Raw genomic sequence first — 18,443 nt, 5'->3', positions numbered from 1 at the left:
TGCGGCTATCACTGGTTGCCAACTTAGATACATGCTATACATGTATCGATTCTCGGTTGAGGCGATCGCCTGTCGGTCGTGCCGAGGGTCGTGAACAGCACGAACAACGAGAAGAGGACTCATCCCATGGCTATTCAGGGTGCGTTGCCCGTCGCGTTCGGGACGGTGTTCCCGCACGGTGCGTTCGCGTTGGGGGTGGAGGCGATCACGGGCTTTGAGACCAAGCGGCTCCAGCTCGACAAGGACAGCGGGTTGCCGTTGTGGGCGGTGGACGTGATCGACGCCGACCCCGAGGCGCGGGGCAAGGCCAAGTCGGTGAAGGTCAAGGTCGCCGCCGAGGTGTGCCCGACCCTGCCGGACGAGGTTCCGGGGCTGCCGTTCCGGCCGATCGAGTTCGAGGCGATGGCGGTCATGCCCTACGTGGATGACAACGGTCATCGTCCTCGGGTGGCGTACTCGCTGCGTGCCCGTGGCGTGAAGGCTCCCGGCGGTGCTGGTGGTCGCCGTGCGGCTCCGGCCAAGGACGCCGCCTGACCCTTACCTGACAAGCAAGCGGGGCGGCCTGGTGCTGCAACACCTGGGCCGCCCCTTGAACCCCTCCCCAAGCCCTTGCACAAGCTTCGTGAAGAGGTGTCTTCAGTATGTCCGATGACCCCCGTGACCTGTCCGGGCTGAGTAGTCCGGAGCTGGTCCGTCTGCTGCTGGACGCGACCAACCCCCCGCCTGCTACCGACGCTGAGCGGGCGGAGTTCTTCGACTTCAAGGCCCGTGTGTTCGCCACCCTTGCCGACCAGGACGAGAACCCTGCCGCCGCGACCTTCGCCGCCCGTGCTCACTCCGACCGTGACCGGCTCCTGGCCCAGATCGAGAACGAGAAGTGGGGTGGCCTGTGATGATGCGACAGCCCAAGATCGGTTCCGCCCAGTCCTCTCCGACCCTGCCCACCCCGGCTCAGGGGGTGCGGTGGACAACACCGATCGTGGAAACCCCCGGGATCGTCGTGCTGGCCTCGTGGATTTGGCGGCTGGTGCGGTTCCTGGTCACCCTGCCGTTCCGTTTCCCCGTCATGGTCACCTGCTTGGCCGTCTCGGTGGGGGCCTGGTGGTGGTTGGACTGGCCTGGTCTCGCCGGGCTGTGGGCCACTGTCTCCGTGGTGTCCCTCATCTGGTGGCGGACCTGGCCGGACTCCTACCGCACCTGTGTCACCCTGCGTCTGCTGGCGTGGTGGCGGCACGTGGCGGTGTACCGACGGCACTGGCAACCGGTGTTGGTGATCTCCGGGCTGGCCGAGTCCTACCAGGAACGCCGCTACCTGCCCCGTATCCGCCGGGTCTCCTGTAACGCCTGGGCTGACTACGTGCGTGTCTCCCTCGTGGCCGGAACTGCCCCGGCCGACTTCGAGCACCGCGTGGCCGAACTGGCGCACGGCTTCGCCGCCCCCTCCTGTCGAGTGGTGGTCAACGGTCCCCGGGACATCACGTTGGAGTTCCCCCGCCGTGACACGTTGGCCGAGGCGATCGACGCCTTCCCGATGACCCACCACGTGGACCTCGACGCCCTGCCCGTGGGGCGACGCGAGGACGGCTCGCCGTGGTTGCTGCGCCTGCACGGAACCCACGTGCTCGTAGTCGGGGTGACCGGAGCTGGCAAGGGATCGGTGATCTGGTCCACCGTGCGCGCCATGCTCCCCGCCATCTCCGAGGGCACGGCACAGGTGTGGGCGATCGACCCCAAGCGCATGGAGCTGGCCTACGGACGCGACCTGTTCGCCCACTACGCCGACACGGGCGAATCCGCGGTGACCCTGCTGGAGCGGGCGGTGGCCTCGATGCAGGAGCGGGCCGAACGCTACGCGGGCAAGCAGCGCTCCCACATCCCGACGACGGCTGACCCGTTCGTGGTCGTGCTCCTCGATGAGGTGGCGTTCCTGACCGCCTACCACCCCGACCGGGACGTGCGCCGTCGGGCGGAGAACGCGATCGCCACCTTGACCTCACAGGGCCGTTCGGTCGGCTTCACCGTGCTGGCCGCATTGCAGGACCCGCGCAAGGAGGTCATGAATCTCCGGAACCTGTTCCCTGACAAGGTCGCCCTGAGGTTGGACGAGGCGTCCCAGGTGGACATGGTCCTCGGCGAAGGAGCACGCGAACGCGGAGCGGAAGCCCACCTGATCGACCCCACCCTTCCCGGGGTGGCCTACGTCCGCATGGAGGGCTCACCGGCTCCGATCCGGGTTCGGGCCGCCTATGTCTCCGACGACAACATCACTGCGATGACCAAGGTCTACGGCTCGGACTTCTCGTCGAACGGCGGGGTGGGCTGATGCGGCTTCGTCTTCCGGCGGTACCGGATCCAGGCAACACAGCTGAACGCAACCAGGCCGTAGACACCCAGGAACGCCATGGATTCCACGAAGCCTGCATAGTCGCGAATGGTCATTGCGGCGAAGAACGGCAGCCCGAACATGAGGGCCGTGACGAGCAAGTGTCTTCTATCCATGCGGTGGGGACTCCCGTTCTGCGGTTGTGGGGGTGGGCTGATGCCGACGCCTACCGGTAAGTCCACCCGGGCCGAACGTCTCGCGCAACCCCTGGCACGGGAGGTCGCTGAACAGATCGCCGCTGACAAGGGGGTGTGCATACGGCCGGTCTCCCTACGACGTACCGACATCGCCACCGGCCAAACCGAGATCATCGACTTCCCCTGCGGCTCCACCCTGGAATCCCGGTGCCCTGCCTGTGCAAAGAGGAAACGGTCCCTCCGCAGAACTCAGTGCGAGGAGGGCTGACACTTGGCCACCGAGCCCGTGGTGGAGCCCGGCCCGCCGTCCGAGGAACAGCGCGGACGGGTGGAATAGCGTGCGATGGTCACCGCCGAACGGGAGATCGCCTCGCCGCCACCGGGGCCGCTGACCCGGAACAGTTCTCCGCGTTGGATGCGGCGATCGCGGACCTGGACGAGGAGATCACCGCCTCCGGCCTACGCGGCTCCATCACCCGCTCCGCTGACTCCCCGGCCTCATCCGGGACGCGGCGGGTTCGCTCGACCAAACGCCGTCAGGACGTGCCCGACCTGCCCAAGCGGCCCATGACGAGGAAGACGGTCGAGCGGGTCTTCACTGACCCGGCCTCGGGGAAGGTGTTCCGGCCCTCGCTGTTCATCACGCTCACCCTGGATTCCTACGGGCGGGTGCGCTCAGACGGCACCCCGGTCGATCCCTCGACGTACGACTACCGGCGTGCCGCTCGGGACACGCTGCACTTCTCCAAGCTGGTGGACCGGTTCGTGCAGAATCTTCGCCGGGTCGCCGGGTTCGATGTCTAGTACTTCGCGGCCGTGGAACCCCAACGACGGCTGGCACCTCACCTGCACATGGCCACACGCGGCACCATCCCACGGGCCGAACTGCGCCAGATCGCCGCCGCGACCTACCACCAGGTGTGGTGGCCTGCCGCTGACACGGTCCGCTTCGAAAGTGACCACCTGCCGGTCTGGAACGAGGACAACAGCACCTACCTCGACCCCACCACGGGCGAGGTCCTCCCGACGTGGGATGAGGCGCTGGACACCTTCGATGATGACCCGGACGCGGAGCCTTTCCACGTGGTGCGCTTCGGCCGTCAGGTGGACGCCAAAGGTGTGGTCGCTGGCTCGGCTGACGCTGACCGGTGCGTGCGCTACCTCGCGAAGTACCTGACCAAGGACATCGCCGACTGCCACACCGTCGAGTCCATTTCCCAGGAACAGCACGTGGACCGTCTCCTGGACGCTCTCCGCTTCGAGCCCTGCTCGCCTCGGTGCTCCAACTGGCTCCGCTACGGAATCCAGCCCGAGAACGCCAAAGCCGGGATGCGTCCGGGATTCTGCCGGTCCAAAGCACACCGACGCGAACACCTGGGCTACGCGGGTCGCCGCGTCCTGGTCTCGCGCAAGTGGTCCGGGAAGACCCTCGCCGACCACAAGGCGGACCGGCTCGCCTGGGTCCTGGAAACCCTCGGCGTCGATCCCACCGACGACGACCAGGGCGACGAGGACAACCCGCGTTCCCCGGTGCTGTCCTCGGTCTCCTCGGGCTCCTTCGAATGTGAGTTGGCCAGACCCACCGACCCCGACGTGGCCCCCCGGGAGCAACGCCTCCTCCGCGCGGTGGGCGAAGCACTCAAACGCCGTGCCCAACTCGACGCCGTTCGAACCCCCGCCCCCTCGGCAACGGAAGGGGCTGCCTGATGGCCAGTAAGAAGACCCGTCCGACCGGCCGTCTCCTGACCGTCGCGCAGGCGGCCGAACGCCTCAACACCTCCGAGCGCTACCCCCGTCGCCTGATCGAGGAACGGCGCATCACCTTCGTCCGTATCGGACGGCACGTGCGCATCCCGGAATCGGCGCTGGACGAGTTCATCACCGCCGGAACCGTCGAGCCGGTCAGCCTGCGCATGAGCGGGGCGGCCTGATGCCGGGCAGGAAGACGCGGGCCTTCGGCAACATCCGCCCCCTGTCCTCGGGGCGCTTCCAGGTCCGCTATCGCAGTCCGGACGGGCGTACACGACCGGCCCCGACCACGTTCGCCACCAGGAAGGCAGCACAGCGCTGGCTGACGCTCAAGGAGGCGGAGATCGCGCAGGGGGAGTGGTTCGCCCCCGAGGCCGGCGCCCTGCCCTTCGGTGAGTACGCGGCCGAGTGGATCGAGCACCGTGACCTGACGCGCAAGACCAGGCGCACCTATGAGGACCTGCTCCGCCTCCACCTGGCCCCGACGTTCGGCAACATGCTCCTGAGCGAGATCAAGGAGGCCGACATCCGCCGCTGGCGCTCCTCACGGCTCCGGCGCAAGAGGGGAAAGGCCCAGGTGCCCAAGGCGTACCGGCTCATGCGGGCGGTACTGAACACCGCCGTCAAGGACAGGCTGATCCGCGAGAATCCCTGCCAGATCGACGGCGCGGGCCTGGAGGAGACCGAGGAACGCCCGGTGCTGTCGGTGGCCGAGGTCTTCGAGCTGGCCGAGGCGATCAAACCGCGGTACCGGGCGCTGGTGCTGCTGGCGACGTTCGGCAGTCTGCGATGGGGCGAGCTGGCAGGCCTGCGCCGCCGACACCTCGACCTGGACGCCCGGACGGTGCAGGTTCGGGAAACGGTCTCGGACGTGGGCGGGCTCTACAAGGGCAAACCCAAGTCCCGGGCGGGTCACCGGACGGTGTCCCTCCCCGAACTGGTCGTCCCGGACCTGCGTCGCCACCTGGACGAGTACTCGGCACCCGGGCCGGACGGGTTCGTGTTCGTCGGGGTACGCGGCAACCAGCTCCGCCGGGGCAACTTCTCGAAGTACTGGGCGGACGCCTGCGCGGCCGTGGGCCTGGAGGACGTCCACCTCCACGACCTTCGGCACACCGGCAACACCTACGCGGCCGAGGCCGGTGCCTCCGTGCGCGAACTCATGCGGCGGATGGGACATTCCAGTGCCCGCGCGGCGATGATCTACCTCCACGCGCGCGACGAACGCGAACGCGAGATCGCGGGCCGGCTGGGGGAGAGGGTGGCCGAGGAGCTGAGGGCGAACCGGGCCGAGGAGGACGGCTACGAACCGCCCTCCACAGGTGCCCGTCGCTGAGGTCGGCGTCCGAGCGTGTGGCACGTGTGTGGCACGGCGACCGGAACGGGACCCCGCAAAGCAGTGCGGCCAGGTGTTCGGAGAACCCCGAACGACCTGGCCGTCTGTGTGTCTGGAGCGGATGACGGGAATCGAACCCGCGTTATCAGCTTGGGAAGCTGAAGTTCTACCATTGAACTACATCCGCGTCGCACCCGCCGGGAGTACCGGCTGGCAACGCATGTCATCCTAGCCCAACTCCGGACCGCGTGGGCAAGTCGGCGCGGACCACGAGCAGGCGGGGGACTCGCGACTACGCAGCGTTGCCCCAAGCGGTAGGTTCGGAGCGTGCTGCTCTCCGATCGTGATCTCAGGTCAGAAATCGACGCCGGGCGGGTCAGGATCGACCCCTTCGACCCCGGACTCGTCCAACCCTCCAGCATCGACGTGCGGCTGGACCGCTTCTTCCGGGTGTTCGAGAACCACAAGTACCCGCACATCGACCCCTCGGTTGAGCAGCCTGACCTCACCCGGCTGGTCGAGACCGACGGCGAGGAGGCCTTCGTCCTGCACCCGGGCGAGTTCGTGCTGGCGTCCACCTACGAGGTCGTCACCCTCCCGGACGACATCGCCAGCCGCTTGGAGGGTAAGAGCTCCCTGGGACGCCTGGGACTGCTCACCCACTCCACGGCCGGGTTCATCGATCCCGGCTTCTCCGGGCACGTCACCCTGGAGCTCTCCAACGTGGCCACCCTGCCGATCAAGCTCTACCCGGGCATGAAGATCGGTCAGCTGTGCATGTTCCGCCTCTCCTCCCCGTCCGAGCACCCCTACGGCTCCGCGGGCTACGGGTCCCGCTACCAGGGGCAGCGCGGACCGACGCCGTCCAGGTCCCACCAGAACTTCATCCGCACCCGGATCAACCCGCAGTAGTCGGGGGAAGACAAGAAGAGACGCTTACGGTACGGTCATGGATTGACACTTTCTGTCGCATGGCCCGCATGTCTCTTCTATGTGACCAAGATCACCTCCTGCATGCCTATGGCATAGATCACATATCGGCACTTCGCGGAGTCGGCATCCGCCGCTATAGGTCGGCGGACGGTTTTTATGCGGGTTAAACATGTTATTTGCTGGTTACATGCCGTCTGAACTGCGCGTACGCACCTCGGTAAGGTTGCGCCCTGTGACGTGAACCAGGTAGCGGTTCCGCCCTGGTGAGGGGCGTGCAAAGGGCTCTGAGCAGGCCGACTACCTGTGACAACCGCGGGTCGGCGAAGGGGCGAACTGTGCTCCGCGCACCCCGCGGCCGGGACAGCCCTCATGAGGAGACCGTGCCAGCAGTACGCGCAGACCACTTGTACAAGGTGTTCGGCAGACAGTCGGGAGCCGCCGTCGAGCGGCTCTCCGACGGCAGTCACCGTGACACCATCGCCGACCTCGACGTGACGGCCGCCGTCATCGACGTGTCGTTCGAGGTCGAACCAGGCGAGATCTTCGTCGTCATGGGCCTGTCGGGGTCGGGGAAGTCAACCCTGATCCGGATGCTCAACGGACTCCTGGAACCCACAGCGGGGACGGTCGAGGTCGACGGCGTGGACATCACCGCCCTCAACAGGAAGAGCCTTCTGAAGCTGCGGGGCGAGAAGGTCAGCATGGTCTTCCAGCACTTCGCCCTCCTACCTCACCGCACGGTCCTGGAGAACGCCGCCTACGGCCTGGAGCTGCGCGGCCTGCCGCGCGGGGAACGCGTCAGCAAGGCCCGCGAGACCCTCGAACTGGTGGGGCTCGGCGGCTGGGAGGACAAGCTTCCCCAGCAGCTCTCCGGAGGTATGCAGCAGCGTGTGGGCCTGGCCAGGGCACTGGCCGCCGACACCGACATCATCCTCATGGACGAGGCCTTCAGCGCCCTGGATCCGCTCATCCGGCGGGACATGCAGACACAGCTCCTGGAGCTCCAGGCGAGCCTGGGCAAGACCATCGTCTTCATCACGCACGACCTCAACGAGGCCATGCGCCTCGGTGACCGGATCTGCGTGCTCCGCGACGGCCGCGTCTCCCAGGTCGGTACCGCGCAGGAGATCCTCAGCGAACCCGCCAACGACTACGTCGAACGGTTCATCGAGGACGTCGACCGCACCCGCGTGCTCACCGCCGCCTCGGTGATCGACCCCGACGCCCCCGCGGCCGACACGTCCGCGCCCCGGGTCGAAGCCGACACACCGGTCGCCGACCTGTACGCCAGCGCGGCCGCCTCCGATCACCTCCGTGTGGTCGACGAGGACGGCAGCGTGCTGGGCACGGTGACGCGCAACTCCGTGCTCGCCGCGCTCGCGGCCGGAAAGGAGACGTCGTGACACTCGTCGACTTCCCGCCGAACCTGCCGGTCGGTGACGGTTTCGAGGCTTTCAACACCTGGCTCAAGAGCAGCTTCGGCCCCGTCTTCGACGCCACCGCCGTGTTCATCCGCTGGGCCGTGGAGGCCCTGTCCGGGTTCTTCACCGATCCGGCGGTCGGACAGCTCGCCTTCATCGCCGCCGTGATCATCGCCGTCCCGCTGCTGCGCACCCGGCGCCTGCCGCTGGTGGCCATCGTCGCCGTGGTCTCGGTGCTCTACGTCCTGCACGCGCAGTTCGCGTTCGGCAACACCATCGTCAACAGCCTGCCGCCGCAGGTCTTCCTGTGGGCGATGCACCTGTTCGACCAGCAGTACGTGGACGCCTACCTCTGCATCTCGCTGCTCTTCCTGGCCGCCGTCACCGTGCTGGGAGCGCTCGACAGGGGCACCCGCGTCCGCACCGGCGTCGTCGCGGGCGGCTGGCTGGTGCTGGTCCTGCTCGGCTGGCTCCTCCTCCCGGCCCTGGTCACGAGCCCCAGGGCTCTCGTGATGATCCTGCTGCTGAGCCTCCTGGCGTTCTCGGTGGCCGGATGGCGGATGGGCCTGTTCGGCATCATCGCGCTCACCCTGGTGGCATCGGTCGACCAGTGGACCAACGCCATGGACACACTCGGCCTCGTGCTCGTGGCCAGCGCCATCGCCGTGGTCATCGCGATCCCGATCGGCGTCCTGGCCGCCTACAACGACCTGGTCAGCAAGATCGCCAAGCCGGTCCTGGACCTGATGCAGACGCTGCCCGCGTTCGTCTACCTGATCCCGGCGATCTTCTTCTTCTCCATCGGCGCCGTGCCCGGCGTGGTCGCCACCATCGTGTTCGCGATGCCGCCCGGCGTGCGCCTGACCGAGCTGGGCATCCGCCAGATCGACAGGGAGCTGGTGGAGGCGGGCGAGTCCTTCGGCGCCCCCAGCCACAAGATCCTCACCGGTATCCAGCTGCCGCTGGCCCTGCCGACCATCATGGCCGGCGTCAACCAGGTCATCATGCTCGGCCTGTCCATGGTCGTCATCGCGGGCATGGTCGGGGCCGGGGGCCTGGGCAGCGAGGTCTACGAGGGCATCACCCGCAACGACGGCGCCCTCGGCTTCGAGGCCGGTATCGCGGTGGTCATCCTGGCCATCTTCCTGGACCGCCTCACCGTGGCCGTCACCCGCAACGGCCCGCGCGCCTCAACCGCCTGACCGGGCGCGTACGCACACCGAGGCCCAGCACACGAGGGCCCCACACACCGAGGCCCCGCACAAGGCCTCGCGCACAGAGTTCCCCGAGGGAAGGAATCCCACGATGTACAGCCGCAAGCGCATGACGGCCCTCTCCGCGGCGGGAATGAGCGCCGCGCTCCTCCTGACCGCCTGCGGCGGCGGCAGCGGTGAGGACCTCACCGGCCCCGAGGACGGCGGGGAGGAGGCCAAGGAGATCAACATCGGCCTGATCGCCTGGGAGGAGGCGATCGCCACCACGAACATGTGGAAGGTCATCCTGGAGGAGAAGGGCTACGACGTCACGGTGACCGACCTGGACGTCGCCCCGCTGTTCCAGGGCCTGGACAACGGCGACGTGGACCTGTACCTCGACGTCTGGCTTCCCACCACCCACGCCGACTACTGGGCGGACTACGGGGAGGACCTGGAGCAGCTCAACACCTGGTACGACAACGCCAAGCTGACCATGACCGTGCCCTCCTACATGGAGGACGTGAACAGCATCCCCGACCTGGCCGACCACGCCGAGGAGCTGGACGGCCGCGTCGTCGGCATCGACCCGGGCGCCGGTCTGACCCGCGTCACCAAGGAAGAGGCCATGCCGGGCTACGGCCTGGACGAGGACTTCGAGCTGGTCGAGTCCTCCACCGCCGCGATGCTCGCCGAGCTGGACTCGGCGATCGCCGACGAGGAGCCCGTCGTCGTCACCCTGTGGCGTCCGCACCCGGCCTACGCCCAGTACGACCTCAAGGACCTGGAGGACCCCGATGGCCTCATGGGCGAGTCCGAGACCCTGCACTCGGTCGGTCGTGCCGGTTTCAGCGAGGAGTACCCCGAGATCACCGGTTGGCTGGAGAACTTCGAGCTCGGTGACGAGGAGCTGGCCGACCTGGAGGTCATGACCGTGACCGAGGAGGGCGGGTACAAGGACGACCCCGAGGAGGGCGCCCGCGCCTGGCTCGCGGAGAACTCCGAGTTCCTGGAGCGCACCCTGGGCGAGGACGCCGAGGGCCTGGAGTTCTAGGCTCCGTCCGCCTCGGAGCCCCGACCGCCTCCGGGGCGCCGCCCCGCCCCCCGGGCGTCCTCGCGTGACGACCCGGGCCCGGGGCCTGTGAACACCGACGGGCCGCTCCCCTCTCCGGGGAGCGGCCCGTTCGCGTGTTCCGGTCCGGTGGCGTGCCGGTACCGGCCTCAGGGGGCGTAGTAGCCGCCCTGGGCGCCTCCGTAGCCCTGGTTGAGCTGCCTGTTCCCCTCCCGCTTGGGGAGCAGGTAGGCGGCGAACATGCCGCCGAGGAAGCCGAAGAGGTGCGCCTGCCAGGAGACACCGGGGTACTGGGGCAGGACCCCCCAGATCATCGTCCCGTAGAAGAGGATCACGCAGATCATGATGACGATGTCGATGGTCTTGCGCTCGATGATCCCGCGCAGGACCGTGTAGCCGAAGTAGCCGAAGACCAGACCGCTCGCTCCCACGGTGAGGGAGGTCGGTGAGCTGAACAGCCACACGCCCACACCGCTGACGACGACGATGATCATCGTGGTGAGCAGGAACCGCCCCAGGCCGCTGAACGCGACGAGTACGCCCAGCACGAGGAAGGGCAGCGAGTTGCCGATGAGGTGTTCGAGGTTTCCGTGCATGAACGGTGCGGTGAACATGGTCCAGAGCCCCTGGAAGTCCCAGGCGCGCAGGCCGAATCGCTGGTCGAGCGTTCCGAGGAGCAGGAGGCTGTCGAGGATCTCGATGACCCACATGGCCGCGAGCATCCCCGCTACGGTCAGGATGGCGGTGATTCTGGACTGCTTCACCCCATCGAGAGTAGAGGACACGGGCTTGCGGTGGTATGTCCGTGGGGCGCGTGGTGCGTAATTGTCCGCTGTGCCCGAAGTTGCCCTGATCCTGTTCGTCCGGTTCCGGACCCGTGCGCTGATGGTCATACGGGCCGGACGGCCGTCCGGCCGGGCCGACAGGCCGCGCGGGTCCGGGAGCCCCTCAGGAGACCGCGAGCGGGCCCTCAGGAGGTCAGGGAGCGCTTGCGCGGCGGTATGCCCGCCATCGCCATGAAGGACTCGACCTTGGCCGGACTGGTCATCCCGGTCAGCGGCAGGTACGCGCGCGAGGTGCGGCGGTTCTGCAGCGAGGGGAAGCGCTTGGGCCGGCCGGTGGTGTCGCACAGCCCGAGGGAGCGGATGCGGCCCGGCAGGACGTGGTAGGAGCCGATGTCGTGGAAGGGCACGCGCACGATGTAGCGGCCGCGCTCGTAGCGGAACTCCCCGTCGGAGACCTCCAGGACGGGGGACTTGATCATGTGGCCGTGCACGGCCAGCGCGACGCCGGTGAGGAGCAGGAGGACGCCGAGGGTGAGGTTGGCCCAGTGCGAGGGGTCGACCACGACCGCCACGACGCCCAGTGCCACCAGAGCGTAACCAGCCCACAGTTCCACGTGCTTGCGGCCCGCGGGGCAGACCAGGCGGACTGTTTCGGACACGGCAGAGGCCTCTCTCGCTGGATACTGCGTGTGGGATGACGGTGAGCGCCGTACGAAACCTTATCTGCTCCGGTGGTACGTGGCCGGTGGTTTCGGACAGCTGGGTGTGCAGATTTCAGCACACTTATACGTGCTTTGGTGCTCTTTGCTCTGTTTGTCGGATCTATCTGATTATCATCGGATCATCCTATGAATCACGCATCGAAGCGCATCGAGAGGTGGGTGCTGAGGTACCGGGAGCCTCAACGCGGAGCTTGCATGTTATATGTGTGTTTTGCGTGGTTTGTCTGTTTTTCTCTGTGTAGCCGCCTGGGGCGGATCCGTAGTTAAACGACGTTTACTTTACTATAAACACCGTTGACCGAAGTAAGCGATCCCCAATGCATTTCCGGCTTGTCCGAATCCGGGAGCGTGGGAGTGGACGTCGGCACGACCTCTGATCTGCGGTAACGTCCGTGTTTCCCAGGGGTGTGGATCCGCGCCGGTCGCTCGGGGCGATGAGCGCGAACCGGTTGCGGATGGGTCACGAATCCGGCAGTGGGGCTATACAGACATTTCGCTCAATGGTCTTCTGATCGACTAATCGCCTAAGTTCTGCGGGGCGTGTGCGAACCACACAAACCCAGGGATCCGGCTCGTATTAGTGATCAAGGGTGTAACTGATGCACAAACGAAGGAAGACGCTCGCGCTCGCGGCGGCGGGAACCTCCGCGCTGATGGCGCTGACCGCTTGCACCGGTGGTGGCAGCGGTGAGGAGGCTGAGAAGGAGGTCACATGGGTGATCAACAGCCTGCCCGCCGCCTGGGGAGCGATCAGTAGCGCCGGCGGCAGCGTCTACGTGATCCAGATGCTCTCCGGCGTCATCCCCCACACCGGGCAGTACCAGCCCGACGCGACGTACGAATACAACATGGACGTACTCGCCGAAGAGCCCCAGCTCGTCAACGACGACCCCGACGAGGGCCCCTTCGAGTTCAGCTTCACCCTCGCCGAGGACGCCGTGTGGAGCGACGGGACGCCGATGACCGGCGATGACCTGCGCGTCACCATGATGATGTCCGCCTCCCCCGACGAGGGTTACTGCACCACCTGTGACTCCCGCGGTACCACGGGCGCCGACATGGTCGAGGAGGTCACGGTCGACGGCAAGACCGCCACCTTCACCCTGAAGGAGGACCTGGCCAACCCCGAGTGGAAGGGCATGTTCGACGCGCACAGCGTGGCGGGCGGCTTCTACCCGGCGCACCTGGCCGAGGAGCAGGGCTTCGACGTCGAGGACCCCGACCAGCTGGGCGAGTACTACACCTGGCTGCACGACACCCGGCCCGAGTGGTCCGGCGGCCCGTACCAGATCGTGGACGGAGACCTGGAGAACCAGGTCGTCAAGGAGCCCAACTCCGAGTGGTTCGGTGAGACGCAGCCCGCGCTCGACCGCATCATCATGCCGTTCAACACCGACGAGGGCACCTTCGTCCCCGCGTTCCAGAACGGCGAGATCGACGGCGCCAACCCCGCCCAGTACAGCGAGGACGTCATCACCCAGATCCGTGAGATGGAGAGCGCCACGCTCACCGTCAGCGAGGGCAACATCTGGGAGCACATCGACGTCAACGTCGAGAACGAGTGGCTCTCGGACGTCGAGCTGCGCCGCGCCATCTTCACCGCGATCAACCGCGACGAGATCGCCAGCCGCAACTTCGAGGCCGGCTACCCCGACTACGAGCTGAAGAACAACCACATCTTCGGCAGCGACAGCGAGTACTACGAGGACCACCTCTCCGAGACCAGCCAGGGCGACGGCGACGTCGAGGCCGCCACCGGGATCCTGGAGGACGCCGGGTACGAGCTCGACGGCGACACCCTCATGCTCGACGGCGAGCAGGTCGGCCCCTTCCGCCTGCGCAGCACCGACACCGTCATCCGCAACAACTCCGTGCAGCTGATCCAGGCCCAGCTCGCCGAGATCGGCGTCGAGACCACCCTTGAGATGACCGACGACCTGGGCAACATGCTCGGGGAGCAGGACTACGACATCGTCCAGTTCGGCTGGAGCGGCAGCCCGTACTTCGCCTCCAACGCCGAGCAGTTCTGGCACTCCGAGAGCGGCAGCAACTTCGGCGGCTTCTCCAACGAGGAGGTCGACGGGTACGCCGAGGCCGCCGGCACCGCCTCCTCCCTGGACGAGGCGGCGGAGCACTCGAACGCCGCGGTGGAGGCCATCGTCCCGCAGGCCTACGTCCTGCCGATCGTGGCCGAGCCCAACTACTTCTTCGCCAGCGACAGGCTCTCCAACGTCGAGGACAACCTCCAGTCCAGCTACCGCGCCACCTACAACATCGGTGAGTGGGACATCGCCGAGTAGTTCGGCACAGGCCCATGGCCCGGTTTCGGGATACCCTCCCGGGACCGGGCCGGTCCTCGTTCATCCCTGAAGGATCACACCCATGCTCGTTTACACGGTGCGGCGCATCCTGGGCGCGATACCCATCCTGGTCCTCGCGTCCGTGCTCACCTTCGTCCTGATCGACGTCTCCGGAGATCCCCTCACCGAGCTCAGGATGCAGCAGCCTCCGCCGGACCCCTCGGTCATCCAGCTGCAGGAGGAGCGCCTCTACCTGGACCGCTCCATGCCCGAGCGCTACTGGCTCTGGATCACCGGCATCGGCGGCCACGGCGACATCGGACTGCTCCAGGGCGAGTTCGGCCCCTCCACGCAGAGCAACTCCTACGACATCGGCGCGGCCATCGCCGAGCGCCTGGGCACCACCCTGCGCCTGGTGGCCGCCGCCATGGTCTTCGCCCTGGGCCTGGCCGTCCTGGCCGGTGTCATCAGCGCGATGCGCCAGTACTCCAAGCTCGACTACACCCTCACGTTCATCGGCTTCCTGGCCCTGGCGATGCCCGTCTTCTGGTTCGCGGGCATCATGCAGCAGGCCGGGGTCGCCTTCAACGACCTGGTGGGAGACCAGGTCTTCGCCACGATCGGTGACGGCCTCTACCAGGCGCAGGGCGAGGACCTGTGGGGGAGGATCACCAACGCCTTCGCCTACATGACCCTGCCCACGATCGTGCTGATGCTGACCAGCTTCGCCTCGTGGAGCCGGTACCAGCGGACCTCCATGCTCGAAGTACTCAACAGTGACTACGTCCGCCTCGCCAGGGCCAAGGGACTGCCCAACCGTGTCGTCATCCGGCGCCACGCGCTGCGCACGGCCCTCATCCCGCTGACCACGGTGGTCGCAGTCGGCATCGCCGGGATCATCGACGGCGCGATCCTGACCGAGCGCGTCTTCCAGTGGCGCGGACTCGGCGAGTTCTTCATCACCGCGGTGGAGGCCAACGACTCGTACGCGCTGATGGCGTGGCTGCTGCTCAGCGGTGTCCTGGTCATCCTGGCCAACCTCATCGCCGACCTCCTGTACGGCGTGCTCGACCCGAGGATTCGCTATGAGTGAGAAGAAGGCGCCCGTAGCGCCGCGGAGCGCCGACGCCGAGAGCGTCGGGGGCGTCGAGCGCACCCAGTTCCAGATGATCCTGTCCCGGTTCCTCCGGCACCGGGCCGCCATGGTCAGCCTGGTCGTCCTGTTCGTCGTCGTCGCGGCCGCGTTCCTCGGCCCGTTCGTCTGGAGGTGGGACCACACCGTCCACCTGGAGATCCCGCCGAGCGTTCCGCCCAACGCCGACCACCCGCTCGGCACCACCACCGCCGGGCACGACGTCCTGGGCCAGCTCATGCGCGGCGCCCAGCAGACGCTGAAGGTCGCGTTCACGGTGTCGATCGTGGGCACCGTCGTCGGCTCCCTGTGGGGCGCCACCGCGGGCTACTACGGGGGCCGCGTCGACGGGCTCATGATGCGCGTCGTGGACGTGTTCATGATCGTGCCGCTGCTGGTGATGGTCGCCGCGATCTCGGGCAACGTCCGGGGCGGGACCACCTGGTACGCGGTGGCCCTCATCATCAGCTTCTTCGCGTGGGCGCAGATCGCCCGCGTCGTGCGCGGCGTGGTCCTGTCCCTGCGCGAGCAGGAGTTCGTGGAGGCGGCGAGGGCCGCGGGGGCCTCGCCCGGCTGGATCATCGTCCGCCACCTGCTGCCCAACGCCGCCGGGCCGATCATCGTCGCGGCGACCCTGCTGATCGCCGTGGCGATCCTGCTGGAGGCGGGCATGTCCTTCCTCCAGTTCGGCATCCAGTCACCCGACATCTCCCTCGGGCAGATGATCGGCGACGCGCGCACGGCGGCGTCCACCCGGCCCTGGCTGTTCTATCCGCCGGGTGTGCTGCTGGTGGTGGTGTGCCTGACGATCAACTTCATCGGCGACGGGCTCCGCGACGCCCTCGACCCACGACAGAGCATGGTGCGGCGATGACCACGACTGACCACATGAGCAACGAGGAGACCGCCTCGCCGGGAACCGGCGACGTGGTGCTGGAGGTCAGCGACCTCAGCGTGACCTTCCCCTCCGACGACGGGCCGCTGCCCGCCGTGCGCGAGGTGTCCTACGTCCTGCGCCGGGGCGAGGCACTGGGGATCGTGGGCGAGTCCGGATCGGGCAAGTCCGTGACCTCCATGGCGGTCATGGGACTGCTGCCCAAGAACGCCCGCGTCGAGGGATCGGCGAAGGTGCTGGGCCAGGAGATCGTCGGCCTCAAGGACGAGCAGATCAGCAAGGTCCGCGGCAACCGGATCGCGATGATCTTCCAGGATCCGCTGACCTCGCTCAACCCCGTCTACACGGTCGGCTACCAGATCGCCGAGGCCGTACTCGCGCACCGCAAGGTGGGCAAGAAGGCCGCGACGGCCCGTGCGCTGGAACTGCTGGAACTGGTGGACATCCCCAACCCCGAACAGCGGCTCAAGCAGTACCCGCACGAGTTGTCGGGCGGTATGCGCCAGCGCGTGGTGATCGCCATCGCGATGGCCAACGAGCCGGACGTCATCATCGCCGACGAGCCGACCACGGCCCTGGACGTGACCGTCCAGGCACAGGTCCTGGGGGCCCTGGAATCGGCTCGGAAGGAGACGGGCGCCGCGCTGGTGCTGATCACCCACGACCTGGGTGTGGTGGCCGGACACGTCGACCGGATCGGCGTGATGTACGGCGGCCGCATCGTGGAGATGGGGCCGGTGGAGGACGTCTTCTACCAGCCGCGGATGCCCTACGCCCTGGGCCTGCTGGGATCGCTGCCCCGGCTGGACGAGGACCGGAGCGAGCGGCTCACCCCCATCCTGGGGACCCCGCCCTCACTGCTCTCCCTGCCCGGAGGGTGCGCGTTCGCGCCGCGCTGTCCGATGGCCCGGGACCTCTGCCACGAGCAGGAGCCGCGCCTGCTGGCGACCGACGGGAACGGGGAGCGGGTCAGCGTCCAGGTGGGGGACACCGACACGCACACGTCGGCCTGCCACTTCAGCGACGAGTTGGAGAACGCCCAGCCCACCGACCTGTTCAGGGGAACGGCGGTGGAGGCCGACACCACCGAGGCCGCGGAGGAGCAGGCCGAGCAGGCCGAGCAGGCGCTCGCCGAGGTCGACGGGACCTCGGGGGGCGCCGCCGGCGGCAGCGGCCGGGAGGCCGTCCTGACCGTGCGGGAACTCGTGAAGCACTTCCCGATCCGCTCCAAGGGCCTGCTCAAGAGGAGGGTCGGAGAGGTGCAGGCGGTCTCGGGGATCTCCCTGGACCTGTACGAGCACGAGACGCTCGCCCTGGTCGGCGAGTCCGGATGCGGGAAGTCCACCACCGCCCGGCTCATGCTCCAGCTGATCAGGCAGACGTCGGGCGAGGTCCACTACCGGGGACAGCCGCTGCACTCGATGTCCCCGCGCCAGTTGCGGCCGCTGCGCCGGGACCTCCAGCTGGTGTTCCAGGACCCGTTCGCCTCCCTGGACCCGCGCATGACGGTCGCGGACATCGTCGCCGAACCGCTGCGGATCCACGGTCAGGGCAACGGCACCGCCAGGAAGCGGGTCAGGGAACTGCTGGAGCTGGTGGGCCTCAACTCCGAGCACGGTGCGCGCTACCCGCACGAGTTCTCGGGAGGCCAGCGCCAGCGCATCGGCATCGCCCGCGCGCTGGCGCTCAACCCCAAGGTGCTCATCCTGGACGAGCCGGTCTCCGCCCTGGACGTGTCCATCCAGGCGGGGGTGATCAACCTGCTGGAGGACCTCCAGGACGATCTGGGCCTGTCGTACCTGTTCGTCTCGCACGACCTGTCGGTGGTCAAGCACATCGCCGACCGGGTGGCCGTGATGTACCTCGGCAAGATCGTGGAGACGGGGACGGCCGAGGACCTGTTCAGGGCGCCCGCGCACCCGTACACGCAGGCGCTGATCTCGGCCATTCCGCTGCCGGACCCGGTCAAGGAGCGGACGCGGGAGCGGATCGTCGTCACCGGCGACGTGCCCAGCCCGGCCAACCCGCCGTCGGGCTGCCGGTTCCGGACCCGGTGCCCGAAGTTCGCCGACGAGCTGTCGGAGAACGAGCGCGTCAAGTGCGTGGAGGAGCCGCCGGAGCTGGTGGACCGGGGGGCCGGGCACCCGGACGCCTGCCACTACTCGCGGGCGGTCGAGTTGTTCTGACGCGCCCCGCGTGGCGGTGGACCCGGCGGGCCGGTGCGGGGGCGTGAGCCCCGGCACCGGCCCGCCGCCGTGTGTGCCGACCGGAACCGGACACGGCGTACACGTGGCGGGACGCGTTCCCTCCCGTCACCGGGCGCCTCCGCGGATCCCCACGGCGGCGACCCGCGCGAGAGGTCCTGGCGCCGGGACCCCCCACGGG

Annotated in this window: 16 protein-coding genes, 1 tRNA gene and 1 pseudogene; 14 read left to right on the top strand and 4 right to left on the bottom strand. The window is 67.9% G+C overall.

All coding sequences use genetic code 11. The features are described from left to right. The first annotated feature begins 126 nt into the window (after positions 1 to 126). The 3 genes from FYX01_RS14295 (at position 127) to FYX01_RS14285 (ending at position 2,323) form a co-directional block, all read left to right on the top strand. A complete protein-coding gene (locus tag FYX01_RS14295; protein ID WP_150241493.1) occupies positions 127 to 534 on the top strand; it encodes a plasmid replication, integration and excision activator in 408 nt (135 codons plus the stop codon). A gap of 107 nt (positions 535 to 641) precedes the next feature. Continuing rightward, complete coding sequence (locus FYX01_RS14290) at positions 642 to 893, top strand: hypothetical protein (protein ID WP_150241491.1); 252 nt, start codon at positions 642 to 644, stop codon at positions 891 to 893. Further along, a complete protein-coding gene (locus FYX01_RS14285) occupies positions 893 to 2,323 on the top strand; it encodes an FtsK/SpoIIIE domain-containing protein (RefSeq protein WP_150241489.1) in 1,431 nt (476 codons plus the stop codon). The genes FYX01_RS14290 and FYX01_RS14285 overlap by 1 nt, the downstream gene beginning before the upstream one ends. Here the strand turns inward: FYX01_RS14285 and FYX01_RS14280 are convergent. Beyond that, a complete protein-coding gene (locus tag FYX01_RS14280; protein WP_150241487.1) occupies positions 2,284 to 2,484 on the bottom strand; it encodes a hypothetical protein in 201 nt (66 codons plus the stop codon). The two genes, FYX01_RS14285 and FYX01_RS14280, sit on opposite strands and share 40 nt — an antisense overlap. A 55-nt stretch (positions 2,485 to 2,539) precedes the next feature. Here FYX01_RS14280 and FYX01_RS14275 point away from each other — a divergent pair. The 3 genes and pseudogenes from FYX01_RS14275 (at position 2,540) to FYX01_RS14265 (ending at position 5,605) form a co-directional block, all read left to right on the top strand. Next, positions 2,540 to 4,227, top strand: a pseudogene (locus FYX01_RS14275) (replication initiator). After that, positions 4,227 to 4,451, top strand: a complete 225-nt coding sequence (locus FYX01_RS14270) for a helix-turn-helix domain-containing protein (protein WP_150241485.1) — start codon at positions 4,227 to 4,229, stop codon at positions 4,449 to 4,451. The pseudogene FYX01_RS14275 and the gene FYX01_RS14270 overlap by 1 nt, the downstream one beginning before the upstream one ends. Beyond that, the gene (locus tag FYX01_RS14265; RefSeq protein WP_150241483.1) at positions 4,451 to 5,605 is read left to right on the top strand and encodes a tyrosine-type recombinase/integrase; all 1,155 of its coding nucleotides are present in this window, start codon (positions 4,451 to 4,453) and stop codon (positions 5,603 to 5,605) included. Before FYX01_RS14270 ends, FYX01_RS14265 begins: the two co-directional genes overlap by 1 nt. 113 nt (positions 5,606 to 5,718) lie before the next feature. On the opposite strand, the gene FYX01_RS14260 is transcribed toward FYX01_RS14265, so the two are convergent. After that, positions 5,719 to 5,792: transfer RNA gene (locus FYX01_RS14260), tRNA-Gly, on the bottom strand. Positions 5,793 to 5,932: 140 nt separating this feature from the next. On the opposite strand from FYX01_RS14260, the gene dcd reads away from it, so the two are divergent. The 4 genes from dcd (at position 5,933) to FYX01_RS14240 (ending at position 10,206) form a co-directional block, all read left to right on the top strand. After that, the gene (gene dcd / locus FYX01_RS14255) at positions 5,933 to 6,517 is read left to right on the top strand and encodes a dCTP deaminase (RefSeq protein WP_150241481.1); all 585 of its coding nucleotides are present in this window, start codon (positions 5,933 to 5,935) and stop codon (positions 6,515 to 6,517) included. Between the two features lie 425 nt (positions 6,518 to 6,942). Continuing rightward, positions 6,943 to 7,941, top strand: coding sequence for a quaternary amine ABC transporter ATP-binding protein (locus FYX01_RS14250; RefSeq protein WP_150241904.1), 999 nt, complete (start codon positions 6,943 to 6,945; stop codon positions 7,939 to 7,941). Then, a complete protein-coding gene (locus tag FYX01_RS14245) occupies positions 7,938 to 9,161 on the top strand; it encodes an ABC transporter permease (RefSeq protein WP_150241479.1) in 1,224 nt (407 codons plus the stop codon). Before FYX01_RS14250 ends, FYX01_RS14245 begins: the two co-directional genes overlap by 4 nt. 103 nt (positions 9,162 to 9,264) lie before the next feature. Then, the gene (locus FYX01_RS14240; RefSeq protein WP_150241477.1) at positions 9,265 to 10,206 is read left to right on the top strand and encodes a glycine betaine ABC transporter substrate-binding protein; all 942 of its coding nucleotides are present in this window, start codon (positions 9,265 to 9,267) and stop codon (positions 10,204 to 10,206) included. A gap of 167 nt (positions 10,207 to 10,373) precedes the next feature. Here FYX01_RS14240 and FYX01_RS14235 read toward each other — a convergent pair whose 3' ends face one another. Continuing rightward, positions 10,374 to 10,988, bottom strand: coding sequence for a rhomboid family intramembrane serine protease (locus FYX01_RS14235; protein ID WP_150241475.1), 615 nt, complete (start codon positions 10,986 to 10,988; stop codon positions 10,374 to 10,376). Between the two features lie 206 nt (positions 10,989 to 11,194). Then, positions 11,195 to 11,668, bottom strand: a complete 474-nt coding sequence (locus FYX01_RS14230) for a hypothetical protein (RefSeq protein WP_190394325.1) — start codon at positions 11,666 to 11,668, stop codon at positions 11,195 to 11,197. 662 nt (positions 11,669 to 12,330) lie between these two features. Here FYX01_RS14230 and FYX01_RS14225 point away from each other — a divergent pair. From FYX01_RS14225 to FYX01_RS14210, 4 genes are all read left to right on the top strand, one after another. Further along, positions 12,331 to 14,031, top strand: coding sequence for an ABC transporter family substrate-binding protein (locus FYX01_RS14225; protein WP_150241473.1), 1,701 nt, complete (start codon positions 12,331 to 12,333; stop codon positions 14,029 to 14,031). Between the two features lie 82 nt (positions 14,032 to 14,113). Next, complete coding sequence (locus tag FYX01_RS14220; protein ID WP_150241471.1) at positions 14,114 to 15,124, top strand: ABC transporter permease; 1,011 nt, start codon at positions 14,114 to 14,116, stop codon at positions 15,122 to 15,124. Further along, positions 15,117 to 16,037, top strand: coding sequence for an ABC transporter permease (locus FYX01_RS14215; protein WP_150241469.1), 921 nt, complete (start codon positions 15,117 to 15,119; stop codon positions 16,035 to 16,037). The genes FYX01_RS14220 and FYX01_RS14215 overlap by 8 nt, the downstream gene beginning before the upstream one ends. After that, entirely contained in the window at positions 16,034 to 18,244 is a 2,211-nt protein-coding gene (locus tag FYX01_RS14210; protein WP_150241467.1) for an ABC transporter ATP-binding protein, read from the top strand. The genes FYX01_RS14215 and FYX01_RS14210 overlap by 4 nt, the downstream gene beginning before the upstream one ends. Positions 18,245 to 18,443 lie beyond the last annotated feature (199 nt).

The organism is Nocardiopsis quinghaiensis (assembly GCF_008638365.1).
Lineage (GTDB): Bacteria > Actinomycetota > Actinomycetes > Streptosporangiales > Streptosporangiaceae > Nocardiopsis > Nocardiopsis quinghaiensis.
The sequence above is the reverse complement of the archived record's forward strand: the minus strand, read 5'-3'. Positions and strand labels throughout refer to the sequence as shown.